Source organism: Arthrobacter sp. JDC6, from assembly GCF_056484025.1.
Genome location: NZ_JBWHZN010000002.1, coordinates 40,173 through 59,259 on the forward strand (window position 1 = coordinate 40,173; position 19,087 = coordinate 59,259).

Below are 19,087 nucleotides of genomic sequence, written 5' to 3' on the forward strand. Positions count from 1 at the left end.
TCGCATTGAATGAAAACGAGGACGGTCGCGGTCTGTTGGCTAAGCTCATGGGCACCGTCCGGCCCGAATTCAGACCCGAAATCGTGATCCCGGCCCCAGGCTCCCTCGTCTTCAACACCGAGCCCTGCCGGATCGACAAGTGTGAACGGCAACGTACGGTGAAAGGGTTCTGCAAAAGCCACTACAAGCGCTGGCTGGACCAAGGACGCCCCGAATTGGAGTCATTCCTCGCCAGCCCCGGCCCATTACCCGTAGGCGACGGCCCCTTGGCGGCATGCACCGTCACCTGGTGCCGCTTCGGTTCGGCCAGACGCGGCCTCTGCATCAGCCATCACGGGTTCTTCAGTCGTTCCAGCGAGACCGACGTGAATAAGTGGCTCGCTACCCTCTCCCCCGAGCCAGCCACCGAACGGCCCGAATGCAGGCTCGCGTTCTGCGACCTCTGGGCCCAAGGCAACTCGCCGTTGTGTCTGAACCACAAGTCCCGCTGGCACGCCATTGGCACACCGGATATCGACGAGTTCGTCGCCCGGTGCGAAAGCGTGGGCCTGGACCGGTTCGATTTCCGATGCCTGGCAGATCGTCCCCAGCTGCGGCTTGAGCTCCAGCACGCCCTGCAATGCCGCCACGATGAACGCCGGGCCAGTACCCGCTCCTCCGTTGTGACGCCCGTGATCCGGCTCCTCACCGACAGCGGCGTCACCTCGCTGCTGGAGTGGAATCTTGGCCAGTGGGCAGCGTTCTATAGCGCCGGCCGGGTGGGCCGCAGTCACCGCCACAACGGGCAACTCGCATTCCTGCGATTTGCCTACACCCGGCTCGAAGACCTCGCCGCCGGCACCGGCTGGGAGTCAGAGTATTCCCGCGACGTCTGGGCCCTGCACCGCCTCGGCTACACCGACACCCGCGGCACCCTCCGCTTCGACAAGATCCCGCAACCGTGGCTGCGCACCATGGCAAAACGCTTCATCCGATGGCGGCTGACCAGCGGCAGGGAAATCATCCAAGCCCGCATCGACCTCCTCGCCCTGAACCGATTCGCCGCGTTCCTCGCCCACACCATCCCCCACTCCGACGGCCCGGACTGCATCGACCGCGGCATCCTGGAACGCTTCCTCGCCGAACTCGCCCGGGATAAACGGGCCGTGACTTCCCGTGGCCGCGACATCAGCTCCCTGAACGCCTTCTTCGCCGCGATCCGCCGCCACGACCGGGCCAAGGACCTGCCGGCATCGGCGAACTTCTACCCCGAAGACTTCCCACGACCAGCCAAACGACTGCCCAGAGCCCTGGCCGATCACATCATGGCGCAACTCGACCAACCCGAAAACCTCGGCAAATGGACCAGCCCCGACAGTCGGCTACTCACACTGATACTGATGCGCTGCGGACTGCGCGTCGGGGACGCCTGCAACCTGGTATCAGACGGCGTGGTCCGTGACGGTGACGGCGCCCCATACCTTCGCTATATGAACCGGAAGATGAAACGCGAAGCCCTCGTACCCCTCGACGAGGAAGTCCATACCGCCATCCTCGATCAGCAACGACGCGTCCGCGAACGATTCCCCGAAGGCAGCAACTGGCTGTTCCCGGCCCCGAAGATGAACCCCGACGGAGCAAAACCGCTCACCACACACTCCTACCGCGGACAGCTTGAAGACTGGCTGGAACGCTGCGACATTCGCGACGAACACGGGCAAGAGGTGCGCCTGACTCCGCATCAGTGGCGCCACACCTTCGGGACAACACTGATCAACCGCGACGTTCCTCAGGAAGTTGTCCGGGTCCTCCTCGATCACACCTCGGCGGAGATGACCGCCCATTACGCCCGGCTGCATGACACGACCGTGCGTCGCCACTGGGAGAAAGCCCGCAAGGTCAACATCAACGGCGACACCATCACCATTGACCCGCAGGGACCACTCGCCGAAGCCAGCTGGGCCAAACAACGCCTCGGCCGCGCGACGCAGAGCTTGCCGAACGGATTCTGCGGGCTGCCGGTTCAGAAAACCTGCCCGCACGCCAACGCCTGCCTGACCTGTCCCATGTTTGTCACCACCGCCGAATTCCTCCCCCAGCACCAAGAGCAGCGCCGCCAGACCGTCCAGATCCTCTCCGCGGCCGAGGCCCGCGGACAGACCCGGCTCATCGAGATGAACCAGGCCGTGCTGCACAACCTGGACCGCATCATCGACTCCCTCGACGACACCGCACCAGCCGAGGCCGCCGGATGAACCGCCCCGACAACAGCCGGCACCTGATCAAAGCTGCACAGCAGCGCGCCGCTCTCACCCGGTCCAAAGCCGTCCAAGCGCTGCGCACGCTGCACGCGGAAGGCCGACCGGTCACCTTCGACGCCGTCGCCAAATACGCCCGAGTCTCCCGGTCCTGGCTCTACACCCAGCCCGACCTCCGCGCCGAAATCGAACGCCTCCGCCAAAACCACGCCTCAGCGGAGCCCACACCGGCATCACAGCCACAGCGGGCAAGCGAGGCCTCGCTACGGCAACGACTCGAAGCGGCCAACGACAGAATCCGACGACTCAACGACGAGAACCAACGACTGCGACAGCAACTCGCACACGCCCTCGGACAACGCCGCCAAAGTCCATCACCAGACCCAGCGACCATCCCGAATCCATAACAGATCCACGAGAATGAAAGGACACCCAATGCCACCGTCATGCACGTCCCGGACACACCCACCAACCCAAAACCGCAGGCCAGAGGCACAGGAGCCCGACGGGCTCAAGATAATGCAGAATCAGATGGGCCACGAACATGCCTCCACCACGGGGATCTACCAGTTTGTCAGCGATGACTTTCGCAACGCCACGCTCCGCGCGGCCCTGGACCGCACCATGGACGAAGTCCTGGGCGTGCAGCTGCGGGGGCAATGGTGAGGCGCGAAGTCGAATACAAATGGCGGCTTTCGGAGCTCATGGCAGCCCGGGGACTTCACAACACCACCGACCTCATCCCTCTTCTGGCTGAGCGCGGCATCACCCTCTCACGGCCACAGGTCTACCGGCTCGTCAACCAGAAACCGGAACGCGTCGCATTGCAGGTCATCGCCGCGATCTGCGACATCTTTTCCTGCGGCCCCGAGGACCTCATCACCGTCACAGCCGCCGACGCTCGAGCCCGGAAAACCGGCACCAGCGCCCCCAACGTCGTCGACTTGAACCGCACCGTCAGACCACGACGGGCACGCATCATCGACGATGACCACTGAGCAACCCCAAGGCCTGACTCCGCGGAACACCAGCCGCGGCCGGCCCCGCACCACCGGGACCGCGACGTGCGCACGCTGCGGCCGGGCCGCCGGCAAGACACGAGCCACCTGGCCTGAAGGAAAAATCTGCGGACCCTGTTTCACTACAGCCACCCGCACTCACGGGACCTGCCCCGACTGCGGCCAGCACCGGTTGCTGCCCGGACCGCCCTCGGCCGCCGGGGGTCCCCGCTGCGCACCCTGCGCCGACATCCTCCATGACTTCCACTGCAGCCGCTGCAACACGGAAGGCGAGTTCTACCGGCGTGGCATCTGCGCCCGCTGCGCCCTCCGGGACGACCTCAATGAACTGCTGCTCACACACGGGGCCGCCCAAGAGACAGTGAGCAAGATCGTTGATGTCCTCTGCAAGGCGGACCGGCCTGAGAGCATCATCACTTGGAAACGCTCCCCCAAGGTCCAAGCCCTTCTTGTTTCTCTGTCATGCGGAAAGACTCCCTTGACGCACGAAGGCTTCGACGCGGCAGCTGAGTCGGCGGAACGACCAGCCAATCACCTGCGGGCCCTGTTCATCCATCACGGGCTCCTCCCCTACCAGGACCCGCATCTGGCCCGGTTCGAGACCTGGATTAACGACAAACTCCGCGACCTGGCTGAAGAAATTGCTAAGCCCGTCCTGCAGTTCGCCACCTGGCATCACCTCCGTCGCATCCGGTCCATGACAACACCGGAGAAGAGCGCCCAAGCCCCGGTGCACTCCGCCAAACAAGAGATCACCGAAACTATCAAATTCCTGGCCTGGCTCCGGGATACCCACCAGCGGACTGCCGCGAACTGCAACCAGCAAGACGTCGAAACCTGGCTCGCCACCGGACCGACAACCAGGAAAGCCATCCGCACGTTCATTGTCTTCATCAAGAACACCGGCACAAACCACCGGGTGGAGATGGGCCACTACACCGCGAAATCACGGCCAACGATCACCCAGGACCAGCGCTTGGCATGGCTGCGGGAACTACTCACAGGCACCAGCGAGTCCCTGCCCTACCGAATCGCCGGCGCGCTACTGCTTCTCTATGCCCAACCACTGGTCAGGGTTGCCAAACTCCGTGTCGACGCCATAGAGACCAACGAAACCACCGGGGCTATGCGGGTCACCTTAGGTCTCCACCCAGTGCCCACCCCCGAGCCTGTCACGGAACTCATTCGAGAGCACCTGGCAAACCGGCCAAACCTCAGAACCGGTTCAGATACCCAAAGCCCTTGGCTCTTTCCCGGAACACGAGCCGGCCAGCCTCTTCACCCGAACACCATCATGGACAGGCTCCGCAGCCTCGGTATCGACCTGCGCGGCGCACGAAACACCGCCCTCGACGAACATCTCCTAGCCTCACCGCCACCACTGGTCGCCGACGCCCTCGGATACGGCCACCAAATCGCCTTCCTCCACGCCGACGCAGCAGGCGACGCCTGGTCACGCTACGTCAACCTGCGAAGTAGACCTTGAGCTTTCTCGAACCTGTGACCTTCAGGCTGCGCTAGGCTCACCCCATGACGGCGCGTGGTCAAGCTCGAGAACCGGAGTTTGGAGGGATTGCTCTTGAAAAAGGTCTTCTTGTTCGGGTGGGTGCTAGTTGCTGCCATTGGTGTTTACGTTGGCGCAATCGTCCAAGATGAGGGCTCTCGCATTGCAGCTTTCGCAGCTGCTGCCTGTGCTGCTGCTGTCGCAGTGTTTGAGCTCGTAGGGCTACTACGCCATGGACACGGGAGGTCAAGAACGAGTGTCGAACGCAAGCACCCTGAGAACTGAGCGCGGGTGTCTCCCTGCATGTCCCAACCACGGGCCCTATGGGAGGAATACGCCCACGTCCAATCCGCAGGGATGCCAGTAGTTTGCTTTAAGCTTCAAGTGAACTGCTATTTTCAGAATACACCTACCACTCCTGCTGCCCAATCAGAACGGGGCTAACACCGGACACTGAGGAGTACCGACCCGTCTCCTCTCCAGCTTTGGCCAGCCCACAGTTCCGCTTGTTTAGCGTTGCATTTTCGTTGCTTTCCTTTTGCAAGCCTGCGATGATGGAGAGATGGAAGCAACGACCCGGCATGACATTCACCTGGGGACCACCCGGATGAATATCCACGACCTTGTGCGCGAACTCAATGAGAATCTGGGTACGACCGTTGTCCAGACCATGGCCGGAGTGAAGGACCGCACGTCTCCGTTTCGCTGGGCGAAGCCTGACGGCCCGGAGCCCCGCCCGGAGGTCGAGTCACGCCTGCGCCTGGGTCATCGTGTCTGGAAGACACTTGAGCTCGCTGAAGGAAAGCATGTTGCGTTGGCCTGGTTGATGGGCGCCAACCCGCGCCTGGACGAGGAACTTCCTGTCCTTTACATTCAGCAGCTGCGTTCCCGGGAGGTTTTGGGGGCAGCCGAATCGTTCGTGAATGACACTTACGCCGCATGATCACGGCCGACAAGGTTCGCCGGTGCGACTTGACGGGGCTGACTCTTGTTGGGGCTGCCGGCGAGATTTCGTTCAGGGTGGCGAAGGACCGTTACGGTGCGTTGTCGGTCAGGAAGAATTCCATCGTTGGCCCGATGCCTATCGGAACGGCCGCAGGCAGCGATTCCCGGGGACGGTACGACAGCATAGGCTCGACGATCTATCTCGCCGACTCCCGCCAGTGCGCCTACGCCGAGGTATTGCTTGGCTTCCGGCAGCAGCGCGCGTCCGTTGCCAAGGCCGCGGAATCCATCGGATGGACGGTCGAGGACTACATCGCCAGTGTCCGGGCCCAGGCCGAGGAGAACGGGATTGACGTCCCATGGGCCATATCCGTGGACTGGCAAATGGACCGTTCGATTTACGAAATTCGCCTCCCTGGTCAGGGGTGGTGGGTTCAGATAGACGACGCGGCCACCCTCCGCGCCCTTGAAGCCCTCACACCAACCACGGCGGGGCTGACCGAACGCTTGCAGCTCCTCACGGCCGGCTCCCTCACCGGTGACGACCGTGATCTGACAACCCTGCTCGCGCACGTTATCCGCGGAACGGTGTTAGACGATGGCTCAGAACCACTGGGTATCAGCTACCCGTCAAAAACACTGACTGGAAGGTGCTGGGCCTACTGGGACCGACGGGCTGACGAAGGCCTCTCCCCCAGCCGCAACGGCCTCCTGCAGCTGACCTCCGAAAATGTCGGACCGGACCCTGAATTCCACCGTGTAGCCGAACTGTACGGTCTACCGGTCCTCGGAGCTCGCCCGTGAAATCAAGGAAATCTTCCGAGCGCCGCTCCGATAGGCCGCCAACCGCTGGCGGCTGCAGGACTTGCCGGCCGTTGGCAGAGGGGTCCCGGCTAGATCAGGCATCAGGTTCTTCGCCACTCTGAGGCTGCTCGGGGGTAATGCGCTGCAGCAGCGCGTCATGGGCTTCCTGGAGCGCGTCCGCGCGGGCCTGCGCGGCGGCCGCCCGGGTTGCTGCTGCCGCAGCTTCGGCCGCTGCTTCCTGGCCGGCTGAGCGGGCCTGCTCTAACTGCTCGGCATTGGTGGTTAGCTGGCGTTCCAGCTCCTCTATTTTGGCCACCAGCTCGGAGACAGCGGACTCCTTTTCGGCCGTCACTTTGTCGAGGTCGGCAACAAGCTCGGCGACCTCTTCATTCAGCTCCTTTTTCTCCCGGGCCCAGAGCTCGCCGGTGGCGGCGTGGCGCTCGTTCGCAATGGTGGACGCTTCCGCCCAGACAGCCCCGGCCAGACGCGCCGCCTGCTCGAGGATGGCCGGCGGGGTCGCCGCGACCTGACCTCCTGCGGACTGCTTCTCCTCGGCCCATTCCTTCAGATAGCGGGTGGCGTCGGCGTTACTAACGCCCGCAGCAGATCGAACAGTGGACACGGTCGGGCGCCGCTCGGCGCTGATCTGCTCCGCGGCAGCAAAAACCCGGTCTTTAGCACTCGAACTCATTCGAAAACCCTCAGTAGTAGTAGTAGGAGTAGTACCAAAACTACTCCTACTACTACTAATCGGCAATACCGCGCTGTCCCGGGGCCCGCGGTTCCCCGTCCATGTGGGTGGGGTAGGGCCTCAGGCCAGAGGGTCTGGGTAGCGGGGATTCCTCGTGGGTCGCCCCCCAGGCGCAGAGCGGTTTGCGCCGCCCAAGAGCCTTGCCTTGGGGACGATACGCGTCCACGAAAAGAGTAGGAGTAGTAGTAGATGCCTCCTACTACTACTGGGCGTCTCTTGGTAAAAGATCGGCAGGGCCTTCGGGATCAGCCGGCAGGGTGCCGAGAAACGCTGGGAGGGCCGTATCCGCGGATGAGCGCACGCCAGCGTAGGACGCTTGGAGACGCCGGACCGCCCGGGAGCACAGGGGTTTCCGCCCCTCCAGCGCCCCTATTCCCCTTCCGGCACGTTGTCCGCCAGTTCGCCCGCGGCGATCCGCTCAGCGGTGCGCCGGTAAGCATCTGCGATATAGTCCTCGAGATCCTGGCGCCCAACGCGCCAGAGCCCCCGGCCCCCAACCTGAAAAGCGCGAAGCTCTCCAGTATGAATGAGGTTCCGGATGAGGCTGCTTTTGCACTTCAATTCTTCGGCGACCTGCTCGATGGTCAGAAAGCGGCGCTTGCCGGGTTCAGCGGTCACCCGGACATCCTAATGTGAGCAGCACCCAGCCGGGGCCAATTTGCGGGCCCCGGGCCATCCGGTGAGATTTCCTGGGCTGGACGGCCTGCAGGGCTTACCGGCTCATGCCCTTTTGAAGGAGCTTTGTCGGGCCGTTGGCTCCGCGCGTCTTGCGGGCCTTTGCAGGCCTCGATCCCTTGCCTACGGCTGCGCTGGGCGGAGTGCCCTGATCCTGGTCCGCAACGAGCCGTGCATCTACAGCCTCGCGGTCAGCAACCCCTTCGAGGCTGGCCGCCAGTTCCTGTCGGCGCTCGGCTGAGTCGTATGTGGCTCCTGCTTCGCCACGCAACTGCTCGGGGCGGTGATCGGCACGGGCGGCTGTCCAGTCTTCAATCAGCCGCCTTTCCATGTCGTCCTCGACGGCTACGCCGTCTGCAAATTTGTGCCGCTGTTCCCAGTTGTGTGCCTCGATGGGTTTGGTCTCCCGGAGCCAGGCCAGCGCTTCGTCCAAGTCCTCCCTTGAGGGCTGATCAACGGCCTCGGCGCGCTTCCTGTCTTCCCGATCGGCCTCGGCCAGCAGTTGCACAGCCTGGGCGTTCTCGTCACGGCCGGAACGGCGTTCCTGTTCTGCCTGTTCGCGGTCCCGCTCGGCTTTAGCCAGGGCCTCCGCCACCGTTGCTTCATTGGCACCGAGGTTGTCCACGTCCAAGCCGTAGCGGCGCTGCACCTGGTCACGGATCACCTCGGCCGCGTCGCGCGCCGCCGGATCGTGGTCTTTCCACGCGGTGGCCGCCTCATGTGCCCTTTCGATGTCGCGGCCGGTGGCCGTGTCCCACCACCGGTTGTCCATGACGGGGGCGAGCTGTGCACGGGCAGCTGCCCGCTCGGCATCGAACCGTGCCTGCAGTTCGCGGGCCTGTTGTTCCTCGGCCGCTTGGGCGCGGCGCAGCTCTTGCTCGCGGGCTCTGGCCAGCTGCTCACCGAGCCGGCCGGCGACGGTCAGCGCAACGCGCGACATTCCCTCAAGAGCCTCATCAATGCCGTCAGATTCGCTCATGGTTCCCCTCCTTGGTGTTATCTCTCAATGTCTGGGCGGGTATTCCCGCTTCGGGTGCCCGCGTGGGTGCGTGCCTGCACATATTCCGGCAGCAGCACGGACCCCGCGGGCCGACCGGCAACCTGGCCGGCTGTGCTCGCGCGTACCGCGGCGGCAGCTTCGCTATCCGCTGTGGGCGTTGACGCTGGGACGGCGGGCAGTGCGGCCGCGACCTGGCTCAGTTGGTGCTTCACCATGTGGCTGATCTGGCGTGCTCGGCGCAGATCATTTGAGGCCTTGTGCATGTCGTGGACGGCCTTTGCGACGTTGAGCAGCTGGCGCAGCATGATTGCCTGCGCGGCTGTTCCGGTGCCGCCCATCGAAGCTGCCATGAGCATGAGCGAGGCTCCGCGGGCAGATGGTCCTGCGCTGCGGATGGGGCGGACTGGGTAACGCCGCAGTTGTGCTGTCTTGGACAGCTCGTCGGCCGCTGCTGCGAGTGGTCCGGGCGTCGCCTCGGTTGCCGTGGACCAGGCGGCGAAGGCGCCGGATGTCTCGCGTGCAACCTGCGCCCAGGTCGCGTGATCGTCCAGCGGGACGGAGCGCAGCGTTTCGCGGAGCCGGGCAACTTCGTCGCTGTACTGCTCCCACATTTGCGGGTCCGGTTCGTGGGCTTCGCGGCCGATCGTGACCGGGCGGCGTCCACGTGCAGCTGCCTGCCATTCGGCGACCGCCTCGGCGGCACCTTGTGGGCTGTCAGGCCACTCGGCGCGGAGCTTGGGCAGAGCAAGGTCTTTGGCGAGGTGACCGCCGCCGAACCACACAGGCCGGCCACCTTTGGGAGGACGTTCTGCCACGCTGTAGCCGACCACGACGTCGTCACGTCCGGACGCGTACCGCGGCCTGACCAGGGCACCGGCACGGCGAAGGCGTCGAATGAATTCGGCCTCATCCTGGGCGGACGTCGCGCAGGCACGGACCTTGCGTTCCAGGGACCGGCGTTCCGGTTCCGGGGCTCCCCGCCGCTCGGACGCTTCACGTTCACCGGGCCGGAGGCCACGGGTGGAATGCGTGGGCGAAAGTTCTTCCAGGCCGTACTTTTTCTCAAGCTCCCGGGCGGCCTGTTGCGCGCGGGGGAAGTCCCGCCAGCTGCTCCACTTCGTGCCGTCCTCGCGGACCATGGAGGCAGCGATGTGGATGTGGTCGTTTCCGGCTTTGCTGTGGCCGTGACGGACCGCCACCCACTGGGCCGGCGCCCGTCCGCTGGCTTCGGTGAAGCCCATCTCGTCCATGAAGTCCTGCGCAATCTCAGCCCACTTCTGGTCGGTAAGGTCGCCTTCCTCGGCGCGCAGCGAAAGCGAGCAGTGCCAGACATGGCCGCCGGGAATCTCGACGCCCAGGACGCTTCTTGCCCGGTCCAATTCCTTGGCAATGGCCTGCGCCGCGTCGGCGTTCAGTTCGTCATCGTTGTGCCAGGCCATGATCGACGGTGAGCCCGCGACCAGGTGTGGGTCGGTGTGTTCGTTCGCCCGGCCCGGACCGGCAAGGTAGGCGATGAGCCCGTGCATACGGGTGCCCTTGGTGATGTTGGGAATCATCAGCGAACCATCGAATCAAGCATCGTGTTGATCCGGTCCGCGACCGCACGCACCCGGGTCAACACCGTGCGGGCTGCTTCCGGGAATTCGTCCGTGGCGTTCGCGTGCCGGGCGAGCTGGTTGACGTTGTTCGACAGGGCAGCAAGGTAGCGGCGGGCCGCAATGAATTCAACGGCCATCGCCCGCCGCTCATCCAGCGACTCGGAGTTCTCCGCGTACAGGGCAGCGCTGACCAGAATCTCCGAGGGGCTGCGCCCGGTCCGTTCCTCCAGCACCTTCAACTGAGCACGTTCGAACTCCGACATCGACACCCGCACGTACTGGGTGTCGCCGTCAATGTTGGCGCGGCGGCGGCGGGAGATCCGGCGTGGCGACTTCGGCTCTTCGGTCATCCCGATCCCCTTCCCCCATGCCCAGCGCAGCGCCCCGGAATCTCCGGGCCACACTGACGAGTGTGCCGCATCCAGGGCCGCAGGCCGTGGATCAACACGCGGGTTATGGCACATAACCATCTAGCTTGCTCCGGTCGCTCCGACCGAGGTCCTGCTCCGCTGGCACGTCCAATAGGGCCTCGTACCCATCGTCCAGACGTCAGTACCCATCTGGCTCAGCGAAAACATCTCCGTCTTCGACTTCGCACTCTCCACTGCCTGCGACTCCGATGCACCGGAAACCTTCCCGGTCCCGACATGGCGGAGCTGCCGGACCTCGGAGGGCCGTTCAACATAGCGACCGCCTGGAGGCACGGAATCGCCAGGCTGGGCGTCAGCCCGTCAAGCCTGGCGATTCCGACAGCCCCGCCGACGCTGGGTATGATTAGTAAAATGCGATCAACAGATGCGGACGACAGGGCAAAATACGGCCCTCCTCCGCAGTACCCCATAGAATCTGTTGACAACGCCCTCCGCCTCCTCCTGCTTTTCGAGACCCAGCCCAGCATCAGGCTGACGGACGCAAGCAAGTATCTGGGTGTAGCTTCCTCGACTGCCCACCGGCTCATGGGCATGTTGCTCTACCGTGGATTCGTGCGCCGGAATCCGGCCACCCGGGCCTATGAACCTGGCCAGGCACTGGGCTCCATCGCTTTCGCCATCCGACGCCAGAGCGACGTCCGGACCGTCGCCCGCCCGTTCCTGGAACGGCTCTTCGACGAAACCGGGGAGACCGTCCACTTCGCTAGGCTTGAGGGAACAGACACGCATTTCCTCGATGCCATCGAAAGCTCCCGCGCGGTGCGCGTTGGCTCCCGTCAGGGCCGGATGATTCCCGCCAACTGCGCCGCCACGGGAAAAGCCATGTTGAGCCGGCTCAGCGATGACCAGCTACGGAACCTTTACCCCCAGCAAGAGCTCCCCGGCCTGACCAAGGCCTCCATCACGTCCCGGGCGGACCTGGAATCGGCTCTGGACAAGATCAGGCAGACCGGTTTTGCAAGCAGTGACGAAGAAAGCGAGGACGGCGTGACGTCCGTCGCCGTCGCCCTCACCGATCCAAGCGGCACCCCCTACGCCCTCAACGTCTCGGTGCCGGCCCACCGCATGTCGGACCAACTCCGCGTCGAACTCGGTGCCAAGCTTCAGGCGGCCGCTGAAGAATTGCAGGGCCTGCTGGTCTAGGCCCACGCGCCGATCCCCGCCTCCGGCCGTTCCTGACGGAGCCGGCCAGCGGTGGCGGAGGGACGTCGGACAGCGAGCTGTTACCGGCCGCAGGCGCTCAGCTGCACGCCCAGTCGCGGTAGACTCGCGCACATTGGAATCGAAAACCCGGTTGGAACAGGCATCGCCGGCGGCGAGCTCGGCTGCGATGCCTGCCGGGCCCCCAGCAGGCGGGGCAGGACGGTGGTGCGCAGGGCATCGGCGCTGACGCGGGTGGCGTGCGCGGAGACGTTTACGGCCGCGATGATGCCGGTCCCGGCATCCCGCACGGGGACGGCAATGGACCGCAGGCCCTCGGTCAGCTCCTGGTCGGCCAGCGACCAGCCTTGCTCCCGGGCCGCGGTTATCCTCTTCCGGATTTCCTCGCGGTCGATCGCGGTGTTGCCGGTCAGGCTTTCCGGCACCAGGGCTTCCAGATATTCATCAAGCTCCCCCTCGGTGAGCCCGGAGAGAAGGACGCGCCCGGTCGCCGTCGCGTACGCCGGCAGGCTGGTGCCGATGATGATGTTGACGGTCAGGACGCGGTCGGCGTGGACCCGGTCCACGTAGACCACGCTGCCCCGGTGCAGCACCGTCAGCGATGCTGTCTCGCCAGCCTCCTGCACCAGCGACGCAAGGTGCGGATGGGCCACCGCCAGCAGCTTATGGCTCAGCAGATAGGCATCCCCGATCTCCAGCACTGCTAGCCGCAAGGAATAGCCACTGGCGTCGTAGGACAGATAACCCAGGTATTCCAGGGTGAGGATGAATCGCCCCGCCGCGGTCCTGGCGATCCCGACGAACTCGGCAACATCCGAGACCGACAATGGCCTGTCCTGGCTGCTGATAGGCCTTCAGCACGGACAAAGCCCGGGCCAACGCCTCGACATGGCCCGGGTCGCTCTTCTTCAAAAGGGAGGCGGTCTCCGGGAGGCTTGGCCCTATCCGAAGCTATCTCATGGCGATGCGTTTAATGGCCCCCACTGGCGAGGATTACAGGCCAGACGGCGCTGGGCGGGCGGCTACCACTGCCACACCGGCAGATCTCGCCAGTTCTCTGCTGAACGGAATTAACATCTGGACAGCAGTTATGCGTTGTGCTTCACTTGCTGGATTACGGCGACCGTGCCGAGCTGCCGCATCTGGCCAGTCTGTTCGACATCGACAACAAGTGTGGCGGCGGCGTTGGCTTGCAGGAGGCAAACGCCTACCTTGAGCTGACCGCACCCGTGATGGCCCAAACATAAAGAGCTGAGGCTTCAGCCGTTTAGCAAACTATCGACAGATCCGAAAGACGAGGCCCTCCGATGATAAATGAAACGAGTACGGCTCCGAGACCAGGTGCGACCTCAAGGCTGCCCTTGCTGAACGGACACAGTATGCCGCGGATCGGCCTCGGAACATGGCCGATGCTGGACGCCGAATGCGAGCAAGCCGTCCGCTGTGCCGTGCAGACCGGCTACAGGCTGGTCGACACGGCCGTTCAATACCGCAACGAAGAAGCCGTGGGCCGCGGCATCAGAACCGCCGGCGTCCCGCGGGCGGAACTCTTTATTTCCAGCAAGTTCAACAAGGAGTCCCACAGCGTCGACGGCGTCCGTCGGGCGTACGACGAAAGCCTGCGGAAGCTTAGGGTCGACTATCTGGACATGTTCATGTGCCATTGGCCGGTGCCGGCGCTTGGCGCGTATGCGGAGGCATGGAAAGGCCTTGTAACCCTGTTAGAGGAAGGCGCCGTCAAGGCCATCGGCGTCTCCAACTTCAAGCCGGCCCACCTGAGGAAAATCATCGAAGCGACCGGAGTCGTTCCGGACGTCAACCAGATTCAGCTAAGTCCCGCTCTGGCGCGCACACAACCGCGTGCGGTCCACCGGGAGCTGGGAATCCTCACCCAATCCTGGAGCCCGATCGGCCGTGAATCCGGACTGCGTGCGAACCCCCTTGTGGTGGCCATCGCCGACCGTCTGAACAGGTCACCTGCCCAGGTCCTGCTGCGATGGCACATTCAGCAGGACCTGGTGCCCATCCCGCAGGCTTCGGACCCCGTCTGGTTGAGAGAGAACATCTCTGCGTTCGATTTCACCCTGACCGCCGACGACATGAACGATCTGGCCCGCCTGGATATGGGCGAAACTGCTGCGCGGGACTCAGATGCTGCGGAAAACGGTCACTGAATCCCGGCCAACGGACGCGGTCCGGCGGGGCCTCGGCCACTCGGCCGACTGGGGCTTGACGAACGCCACACTTTAGGTCATTCTCTTTCTAAAAGAAACTATCTCTGATTACCAGAGATGACTGGCGTCTTGCCGGCCCGGACAAGGAGATCCATCAATGACTGACCACAGCGGCGTGATTCAGGATGTACGGCAGGGCATGATCCCTGCACACATTTACAACGACAAAGAGATCTTCGAGCTTGAAAAGGAGCGGGTCTTTGGTCGCAGCTGGCTTTTCGTCGCCCACGAATCCGAGGTGCCCGAAGCTGGCGACTACGTGGTGCGCCGCGTCCTGGAAGACTCATTCATCATTTCCCGTGATGAACATGGAGAAATCCGGGCACTGTTCAACATGTGCCTTCACCGCGGCATGCAGGTCTGCCGCACGGAGATGGGAAACGCTTCCCACTTCCGTTGCCCGTACCACGGGTGGTCCTACCGTAACGACGGCCGCATAGTCGGACTGCCCTTCCACAAAGAGGCATACGGCGGCGAAGAGGGCTTCAAGAAGCAGGGGCAGACGTTGCTGCCTGCTCCTTCCCTGGGCATCTACAACGGCCTTATCTTCGTCAGCCTGGATCCTGACGCAGAGCCGTTGGAGGACTTCCTGGGTGACTTCAAGTTCTACATGGACTACTACACGAAGCAAAGCTCCGGCGGGATTGAACTGCGCGGGCCGCAGCGGTGGCGGGTCAAGGCCAACTGGAAAATCGGAGCCGAAAACTTCGCCGGCGACATGTATCACACCCCCCAGACCCACACCTCCGTCGTCGAAATTGGTTTGTTCCGCGAACCAAAGGCGGAAAAGCGCAAGGACGGGACAACCTATTGGGCCGGCAACGGCGGCGGAACTACCTACAAGCTTCCCGAAGGAAGCCTGGAAGACCGCCTCCGCTACGTGGGCTACCCGGACGAGATGATCGCCCGCATGAAAGAGCAGTGGAGCCAGGAGCAGCTCGACGTCGTGGGCAAGGACGGGTTCATGGTGTCGGCGGCGTCGGTGTTCCCGAACATGAGCTTCGTGCACAACTGGCCACGGGTCGAAGAAGACTCCGATGAAGTGCTCCCGTTCATCTCCATCCGGCAGTGGCAGCCAATCAGTGAAGACGAGACCGAGATCGTATCGTGGTTCGCCGTCGACAAGAACGCGCCCGAAGAGTTTAAGGCACGTTCCTACAAGGCCTATCTCATGTGCTTTGGCAGCGGCGGCATGTTCGAGCAGGACGACGTGGAAAACTGGGTTTCCTTGACCAGCACCGCCGGCGGCCCGATGGCACGGCGCCTGCTGCTGAACAGCCGCATGGGCATGCTGGAAAACGGACAGAACGTCGTCGAACCCCTGACCCCCGAGCAGTACTCCGGCCCCGGCTCGACCCGCGTCGGATACAGCGAATACAACCAGCGTGAACTGCTCCTGCGATGGGCCAACCATCTTGAACGACCGATGGAAAAAGCGGCCCAGGTGCACGTCGGCAGCAATCCGGTGCAGGACTGTCCGTCTGACACCCCGGATTCTTTCCCGGCTCCCGCTGAGCACAACGGGCACGCCCCGGCAATGACCGTTTCGAAGGAGGGCTAGCCGTGGGTATTGAAGCCGTAACCGAACGCAGCAACAAATCTCTCTCGGAGCAGTCGGTGCTGGGAGGGCACGCCCCCCGTACTCAGAGGACGGGTGACTCCCTGCCGTTCAATGATGAACTTCATCTGCAAGCCCACAAGTGGCTTGTCGATGAATCCTATTTGCTCGACGCACAGGAGTACGACGAGTGGCTGAGCCGCCTCACGGACGACGTGCACTATCTCATGCCGGTGAGGGTGACCACTGCCCTCGGGGCCGGTTACAGCACGTCTCCCGGGATGGCGCACATGGATGAAAACAAGTACTCGCTGAGCCGCAGGGCGGCGCGCTTCGCCACGGAACACGCCTGGACCGAAGACCCTCCGTCGCGGCTGCGCCACTACGTCACCAACGTCCGGACGTTCCGTACCGGTAACCCGGATGAGATCATCGTGGATTCGGCGGTCCTGCTGTTCCGCAGCCGGGGCGACGTCCGCGAGGCCGCGACCGTGTCGGCAGGCAGGGAGGATCTGCTGCGCCGCACCGGCTCCGGCTGGCAGCTCGCCCGCCGCACCATCATGGTCGACGAGGCGGTCATCCGGATGCAGAATCTGGCCATATTCCTATGAAACTCGAATGGGAAGGCGAAGAGGAGGACCGCCTTGCCGCCATTCGAGCGGCGGAGGAGCGCGACCGGCTGGAAGCACGGGTCAACGGCGCTCCGATCGTGATCGCCAACGAATTCTCCGAAGTCCAGGTAAGCCGCGTCGAGACGCGGAACGGCTCGCGGCTGATGATCAAGTCCCCGCGCTCCGGCCAGTGGGTGTCCCTGTGCCCCCTGGAGCTGGAAGCCCTCACCTGGCAGGCGCCGGCAACCTTCTCGGCCATGATCGGGCATCCGTTCGGGCCGCTTGTCACCGAGGACGAGCAGCCGCCCCAGAACAAAAACAACATCTAGAGGCCAAGGAGATTGACAATGCCTACCGTAAAAGCAGATCTGCAAGCCTGCCAGGGCTACGCCAACTGCGTCGTTGGGGCAACCGACTACTTTGATCTGGATGACGACGGAATCGTTGTTCTCCTCAGGACCAAAGTTCCCGAGGCCGAGCGTTCCCGTGTCACCGAGGCTGCCCGCAGCTGCCCGGTGTCCGCCCTAGTAGTGGAGGACTGATGAACACGACCACAGTTATCGTCGGCTCCTCAATCGGCGGCGTGCGTGCTGCCCAGTCCCTGCGCCTGGAGGGGTATGAAGGCGACATCGTCCTCGTCGGTGCTGAGACGGAACTCCCGTACGACAAGCCGCCGTTGTCCAAATCCGTCCTCTCCGGCAAAGCAGAGGAGTCGTCCATCCGCCTCCTTACCCGCGAGCAGGCGGAGGAAGCCAGCATCCGGCTGCTGCTCGGGCACGCCGCCACAGGCATCGATGTCGCCGGAAACCTGTTGTACCTCCAGGACCACGAACCCCTACACTTCGACAACCTTGTGATCGCCACGGGCGCATCTGCCCGACCCTCACCCTGGGGCCAACGGCCCGGGATCCACGTGCTCCGTTCCCTGGACGATGCCCGGAAACTGCGCGCCGACCTCCTCAAAGGCGGGGAACTGGCAGTGATCGGCGCCGGTTTCATCGGTGCCGAAGCAGCCGCGACGGCACGTACGCTCGGTCTGGAAGTGACAGTCATCGACCCGATGCCCATACCAATGAGCCGCATCTTCAACGCCGAAATCGGACAGCTGTTTGGAGAACTCCACCGCAACAACGGCGTCACCACGATCTTTGGCACCGGAGTCGAGGCCATTGAGGGCGAGCACGGGTCCTTCAGCGTCAGGCTTACCAACGGCCAGACAGTACAAGCCGCCACCGTTCTCATCGGGATCGGCGCGGTTCCCAACGACGCCTGGCTGGCCTCCTCGGGACTGCTGGTGGACAACGGCGTCGTGCTGGACGAGTTCTGCAGGGCTGTGGACGCCCCGAACGTGTATGGCGTCGGCGACGTGGCGCGCTGGCGGCATCAGAAGCACGGTGCGGACATCCGGATCGAGCACTGGACAAACGCGGTTGAGCAAGCCTCATGCGTCGCCCACAACATCACCCATCCGGACAGTCCCCGCGAGTACACACCGGTTGAATACGTCTGGAGCGACCAGCACGACTGGAAAATCCAGGTCGTCGGTCGCGTGGGAGGCAACGCCGACCATGTCCTCATCGGAGACCCTGAGCTGCACGGTCGGTTCGCAGCGCTCTACACCACCGACGGAGTGGAACTGTACGGTGCCGCGATCGTGAACTGGCCGAAGGCCCTGCTTGCCTGCCGCCGCGGCATGGGATCAGGGATCGGCGTGCAGGAACTGCGCGACAAACTCGAGCTCCTGCTCGAGCCCCGGCCGACGGCGGCACTCTGATGCGGGGAAGTCAGCCGCCGGTGGTCCACGAAGAGCAACGGCAGGCCATCGCAATGGCCTGCCGGGTCCTGGCCGGCCGCGGCCTCGCCGACGGAATCCTCGGCCACATCAGTGCGCGAACGGGGGAGAACGAGCTCTTGGTCCGTTGCAGGGGTCCCAAGGAGCGTGGCCTCGCGCACACCGAAGCCAACGACATCCGGCTGGTCGACCTCGACGGCAATCCCGCCGCCGAAGGCGAGCTCGACAGCGGCTACACGGTCCCCAACGAGCTGCCTCTGCACACCGAGCTGCTGCGGCGGCGCCCGGATATCAACTCCGTTGTGCATGCCCACCCCCCGCAGGTCGTGGCCGCCGACTTGGCAGGGCTCGCCATCCGGCCGATCGTCGGGGCGTTCGACATCCCGGGCACCCGCCTGGCGGCAGACGGAATACCCGTCTACCCCAGAGGAGTGCTCGTGCGAAACCGCGAGCTCGCAGCGGAAATGCTCGACGCCATGGGCGATCGGCCCGTGGTGCTGCTGCGCGGACACGGCCTCACCAGCGCGGCGCCGACGATGGAGCAGGCGGTCCTCCAAGCCATCAGCGTAAACACCTTGGCAGGCCTGTCGCTTCAGATCACAGCAGCCGGAGGGCAGCTGCACGACCTTCCCGGTCCCGACATGGCGGAGCTGCCAGATCTCGGAGGGCCGTTCAACATCGCGACCGCCTGGCGACACGAGCTCGCCCGGCTGAGCGTCAGCCCATGAAGCCGGCCAGCGCGGCAGTGCCGACAGTCCCGCCGACGC

21 protein-coding genes and 1 pseudogene are annotated in these 19,087 nt (G+C 64.0%); 16 read left to right on the forward strand and 6 right to left on the reverse strand.

Annotation, left to right across the window (positions count from 1 at the left end):
• Nucleotides 1–47 precede the first annotated feature (47 nt).
• The 7 genes and pseudogenes from ACV095_RS21165 (at nucleotide 48) to ACV095_RS21195 (ending at nucleotide 6,509) form a co-directional block, all read left to right on the forward strand.
• Nucleotides 48–2,234, forward strand: a complete 2,187-nt coding sequence (locus ACV095_RS21165; protein ID WP_162520269.1) for a tyrosine-type recombinase/integrase — start codon at nucleotides 48–50, stop codon at nucleotides 2,232–2,234.
• Nucleotides 2,231–2,644 carry a DUF6262 family protein gene (locus tag ACV095_RS21170; RefSeq protein WP_021474754.1) on the forward strand — a complete coding sequence of 138 codons (414 nt, stop codon included), beginning with the start codon at nucleotides 2,231–2,233 and terminating at the stop codon, nucleotides 2,642–2,644. Before ACV095_RS21165 ends, ACV095_RS21170 begins: the two co-directional genes overlap by 4 nt.
• A 106-nt stretch (nucleotides 2,645–2,750) precedes the next feature.
• Nucleotides 2,751–2,903, forward strand: a pseudogene (locus ACV095_RS21175) (site-specific integrase); the annotation flags it as partial.
• Nucleotides 2,900–3,235 (forward strand): helix-turn-helix domain-containing protein, encoded by a 336-nt coding sequence (locus tag ACV095_RS21180; RefSeq protein WP_041653706.1) that lies wholly within the window; start codon nucleotides 2,900–2,902, stop codon nucleotides 3,233–3,235. The pseudogene ACV095_RS21175 and the gene ACV095_RS21180, both read left to right, overlap by 4 nt.
• Nucleotides 3,236–3,734: 499 nt before the next feature.
• Nucleotides 3,735–4,742 carry a recombinase XerD gene (locus tag ACV095_RS21185; protein WP_350310825.1) on the forward strand — a complete coding sequence of 336 codons (1,008 nt, stop codon included), beginning with the start codon at nucleotides 3,735–3,737 and terminating at the stop codon, nucleotides 4,740–4,742.
• A gap of 580 nt (nucleotides 4,743–5,322) precedes the next feature.
• On the forward strand, nucleotides 5,323–5,703 hold the full coding sequence (locus ACV095_RS21190) for a hypothetical protein (RefSeq protein WP_264963806.1): 381 nt from the start codon (nucleotides 5,323–5,325) through the stop codon (nucleotides 5,701–5,703).
• Nucleotides 5,700–6,509: a hypothetical protein gene (locus ACV095_RS21195; RefSeq protein WP_264963807.1), complete on the forward strand. Its 810-nt coding sequence runs from the start codon at nucleotides 5,700–5,702 to the stop codon at nucleotides 6,507–6,509. The genes ACV095_RS21190 and ACV095_RS21195 overlap by 4 nt, the downstream gene beginning before the upstream one ends.
• Nucleotides 6,510–6,603: 94 nt before the next feature.
• Here the strand turns inward: ACV095_RS21195 and ACV095_RS21200 are convergent, their stop codons facing one another.
• From ACV095_RS21200 to ACV095_RS21220, 5 genes are all read right to left on the reverse strand, one after another.
• Nucleotides 6,604–7,200, reverse strand: a complete 597-nt coding sequence (locus ACV095_RS21200; protein WP_264963808.1) for a DNA-binding protein — start codon at nucleotides 7,198–7,200, stop codon at nucleotides 6,604–6,606.
• 429 nt (nucleotides 7,201–7,629) lie between these two features.
• A complete protein-coding gene (locus ACV095_RS21205; RefSeq protein WP_264963638.1) occupies nucleotides 7,630–7,878 on the reverse strand; it encodes a helix-turn-helix domain-containing protein in 249 nt (82 codons plus the stop codon).
• Between the two features lie 94 nt (nucleotides 7,879–7,972).
• Nucleotides 7,973–8,914 (reverse strand): hypothetical protein, encoded by a 942-nt coding sequence (locus ACV095_RS21210; RefSeq protein ID WP_264963637.1) that lies wholly within the window; start codon nucleotides 8,912–8,914, stop codon nucleotides 7,973–7,975.
• A 17-nt stretch (nucleotides 8,915–8,931) separates the two neighbouring features.
• Entirely contained in the window at nucleotides 8,932–10,491 is a 1,560-nt protein-coding gene (locus ACV095_RS21215; RefSeq protein WP_264963636.1) for a relaxase/mobilization nuclease domain-containing protein, read from the reverse strand.
• Nucleotides 10,491–10,883 (reverse strand): MobC family plasmid mobilization relaxosome protein, encoded by a 393-nt coding sequence (locus ACV095_RS21220; protein WP_264963635.1) that lies wholly within the window; start codon nucleotides 10,881–10,883, stop codon nucleotides 10,491–10,493. Before ACV095_RS21220 ends, ACV095_RS21215 begins: the two co-directional genes overlap by 1 nt.
• Nucleotides 10,884–11,315: 432 nt before the next feature.
• Between ACV095_RS21220 and ACV095_RS21225 the strand changes: the two genes are divergently transcribed.
• Nucleotides 11,316–12,107, forward strand: coding sequence for an IclR family transcriptional regulator (locus tag ACV095_RS21225; RefSeq protein ID WP_264963634.1), 792 nt, complete (start codon nucleotides 11,316–11,318; stop codon nucleotides 12,105–12,107).
• Between the two features lie 80 nt (nucleotides 12,108–12,187).
• On the opposite strand, the gene ACV095_RS21230 is transcribed toward ACV095_RS21225, so the two are convergent.
• Nucleotides 12,188–12,952, reverse strand: a complete 765-nt coding sequence (locus ACV095_RS21230) for an IclR family transcriptional regulator domain-containing protein (RefSeq protein ID WP_286404955.1) — start codon at nucleotides 12,950–12,952, stop codon at nucleotides 12,188–12,190.
• Between the two features lie 270 nt (nucleotides 12,953–13,222).
• On the opposite strand from ACV095_RS21230, the gene ACV095_RS21235 reads away from it, so the two are divergent.
• From ACV095_RS21235 to phtC, 8 genes are all read left to right on the forward strand, one after another.
• Nucleotides 13,223–13,372 carry a hypothetical protein gene (locus tag ACV095_RS21235; protein ID WP_157894436.1) on the forward strand — a complete coding sequence of 50 codons (150 nt, stop codon included), beginning with the start codon at nucleotides 13,223–13,225 and terminating at the stop codon, nucleotides 13,370–13,372.
• A 60-nt stretch (nucleotides 13,373–13,432) separates the two neighbouring features.
• Nucleotides 13,433–14,299 carry an aldo/keto reductase gene (locus tag ACV095_RS21240; RefSeq protein ID WP_047040723.1) on the forward strand — a complete coding sequence of 289 codons (867 nt, stop codon included), beginning with the start codon at nucleotides 13,433–13,435 and terminating at the stop codon, nucleotides 14,297–14,299.
• Nucleotides 14,300–14,456: 157 nt separating this feature from the next.
• Nucleotides 14,457–15,920, forward strand: a complete 1,464-nt coding sequence (locus tag ACV095_RS21245; protein WP_286404956.1) for an aromatic ring-hydroxylating oxygenase subunit alpha — start codon at nucleotides 14,457–14,459, stop codon at nucleotides 15,918–15,920.
• Nucleotides 15,921–15,922: 2 nt separating this feature from the next.
• The gene (locus ACV095_RS21250) at nucleotides 15,923–16,528 is read left to right on the forward strand and encodes a 3-phenylpropionate/cinnamic acid dioxygenase subunit beta (RefSeq protein WP_047040738.1); all 606 of its coding nucleotides are present in this window, start codon (nucleotides 15,923–15,925) and stop codon (nucleotides 16,526–16,528) included.
• Entirely contained in the window at nucleotides 16,525–16,857 is a 333-nt protein-coding gene (locus ACV095_RS21255) for a hypothetical protein (protein ID WP_047040740.1), read from the forward strand. The genes ACV095_RS21250 and ACV095_RS21255 overlap by 4 nt, the downstream gene beginning before the upstream one ends.
• Nucleotides 16,858–16,875: 18 nt before the next feature.
• Nucleotides 16,876–17,070, forward strand: coding sequence for a ferredoxin (locus tag ACV095_RS21260; RefSeq protein WP_264963630.1), 195 nt, complete (start codon nucleotides 16,876–16,878; stop codon nucleotides 17,068–17,070).
• Nucleotides 17,070–18,302: an NAD(P)/FAD-dependent oxidoreductase gene (locus ACV095_RS21265; RefSeq protein ID WP_264963629.1), complete on the forward strand. Its 1,233-nt coding sequence runs from the start codon at nucleotides 17,070–17,072 to the stop codon at nucleotides 18,300–18,302. Before ACV095_RS21260 ends, ACV095_RS21265 begins: the two co-directional genes overlap by 1 nt.
• The gene (phtC, locus tag ACV095_RS21270) at nucleotides 18,302–19,048 is read left to right on the forward strand and encodes a 3,4-dihydroxyphthalate decarboxylase (RefSeq protein ID WP_047040748.1); all 747 of its coding nucleotides are present in this window, start codon (nucleotides 18,302–18,304) and stop codon (nucleotides 19,046–19,048) included. Before ACV095_RS21265 ends, phtC begins: the two co-directional genes overlap by 1 nt.
• Nucleotides 19,049–19,087: the final 39 nt, after the last annotated feature.

Excerpts from the sequence above, each read along its gene's own strand:
- ACV095_RS21200 (WP_264963808.1), bottom strand. The coding sequence starts at position 7,200 with ATGAGTTCGAGTGCTAAAGACCGGGTTTTTGCTGCCGCGGAGCAGATC.
- ACV095_RS21220 (WP_264963635.1), bottom strand. The coding sequence starts at position 10,883 with ATGACCGAAGAGCCGAAGTCGCCACGCCGGATCTCCCGCCGCCGCCGC.
- ACV095_RS21195 (WP_264963807.1), top strand. The coding sequence starts at position 5,700 with ATGATCACGGCCGACAAGGTTCGCCGGTGCGACTTGACGGGGCTGACT.
- ACV095_RS21245 (WP_286404956.1), top strand. The coding sequence starts at position 14,457 with ATGACTGACCACAGCGGCGTGATTCAGGATGTACGGCAGGGCATGATC.
- ACV095_RS21260 (WP_264963630.1), top strand. The coding sequence starts at position 16,876 with ATGCCTACCGTAAAAGCAGATCTGCAAGCCTGCCAGGGCTACGCCAAC.
- phtC (WP_047040748.1), top strand. The coding sequence starts at position 18,302 with ATGCGGGGAAGTCAGCCGCCGGTGGTCCACGAAGAGCAACGGCAGGCC.
- ACV095_RS21255 (WP_047040740.1), top strand. The coding sequence starts at position 16,525 with ATGAAACTCGAATGGGAAGGCGAAGAGGAGGACCGCCTTGCCGCCATT.
- ACV095_RS21170 (WP_021474754.1), top strand. The coding sequence starts at position 2,231 with ATGAACCGCCCCGACAACAGCCGGCACCTGATCAAAGCTGCACAGCAG.
- ACV095_RS21210 (WP_264963637.1), bottom strand. The coding sequence starts at position 8,914 with ATGAGCGAATCTGACGGCATTGATGAGGCTCTTGAGGGAATGTCGCGC.
- ACV095_RS21265 (WP_264963629.1), top strand. The coding sequence starts at position 17,070 with ATGAACACGACCACAGTTATCGTCGGCTCCTCAATCGGCGGCGTGCGT.
- ACV095_RS21165 (WP_162520269.1), top strand. The coding sequence starts at position 48 with ATGGGCACCGTCCGGCCCGAATTCAGACCCGAAATCGTGATCCCGGCC.
- ACV095_RS21190 (WP_264963806.1), top strand. The coding sequence starts at position 5,323 with ATGGAAGCAACGACCCGGCATGACATTCACCTGGGGACCACCCGGATG.
- ACV095_RS21240 (WP_047040723.1), top strand. The coding sequence starts at position 13,433 with ATGATAAATGAAACGAGTACGGCTCCGAGACCAGGTGCGACCTCAAGG.
- ACV095_RS21215 (WP_264963636.1), bottom strand. The coding sequence starts at position 10,491 with ATGATTCCCAACATCACCAAGGGCACCCGTATGCACGGGCTCATCGCC.
- ACV095_RS21225 (WP_264963634.1), top strand. The coding sequence starts at position 11,316 with ATGCGATCAACAGATGCGGACGACAGGGCAAAATACGGCCCTCCTCCG.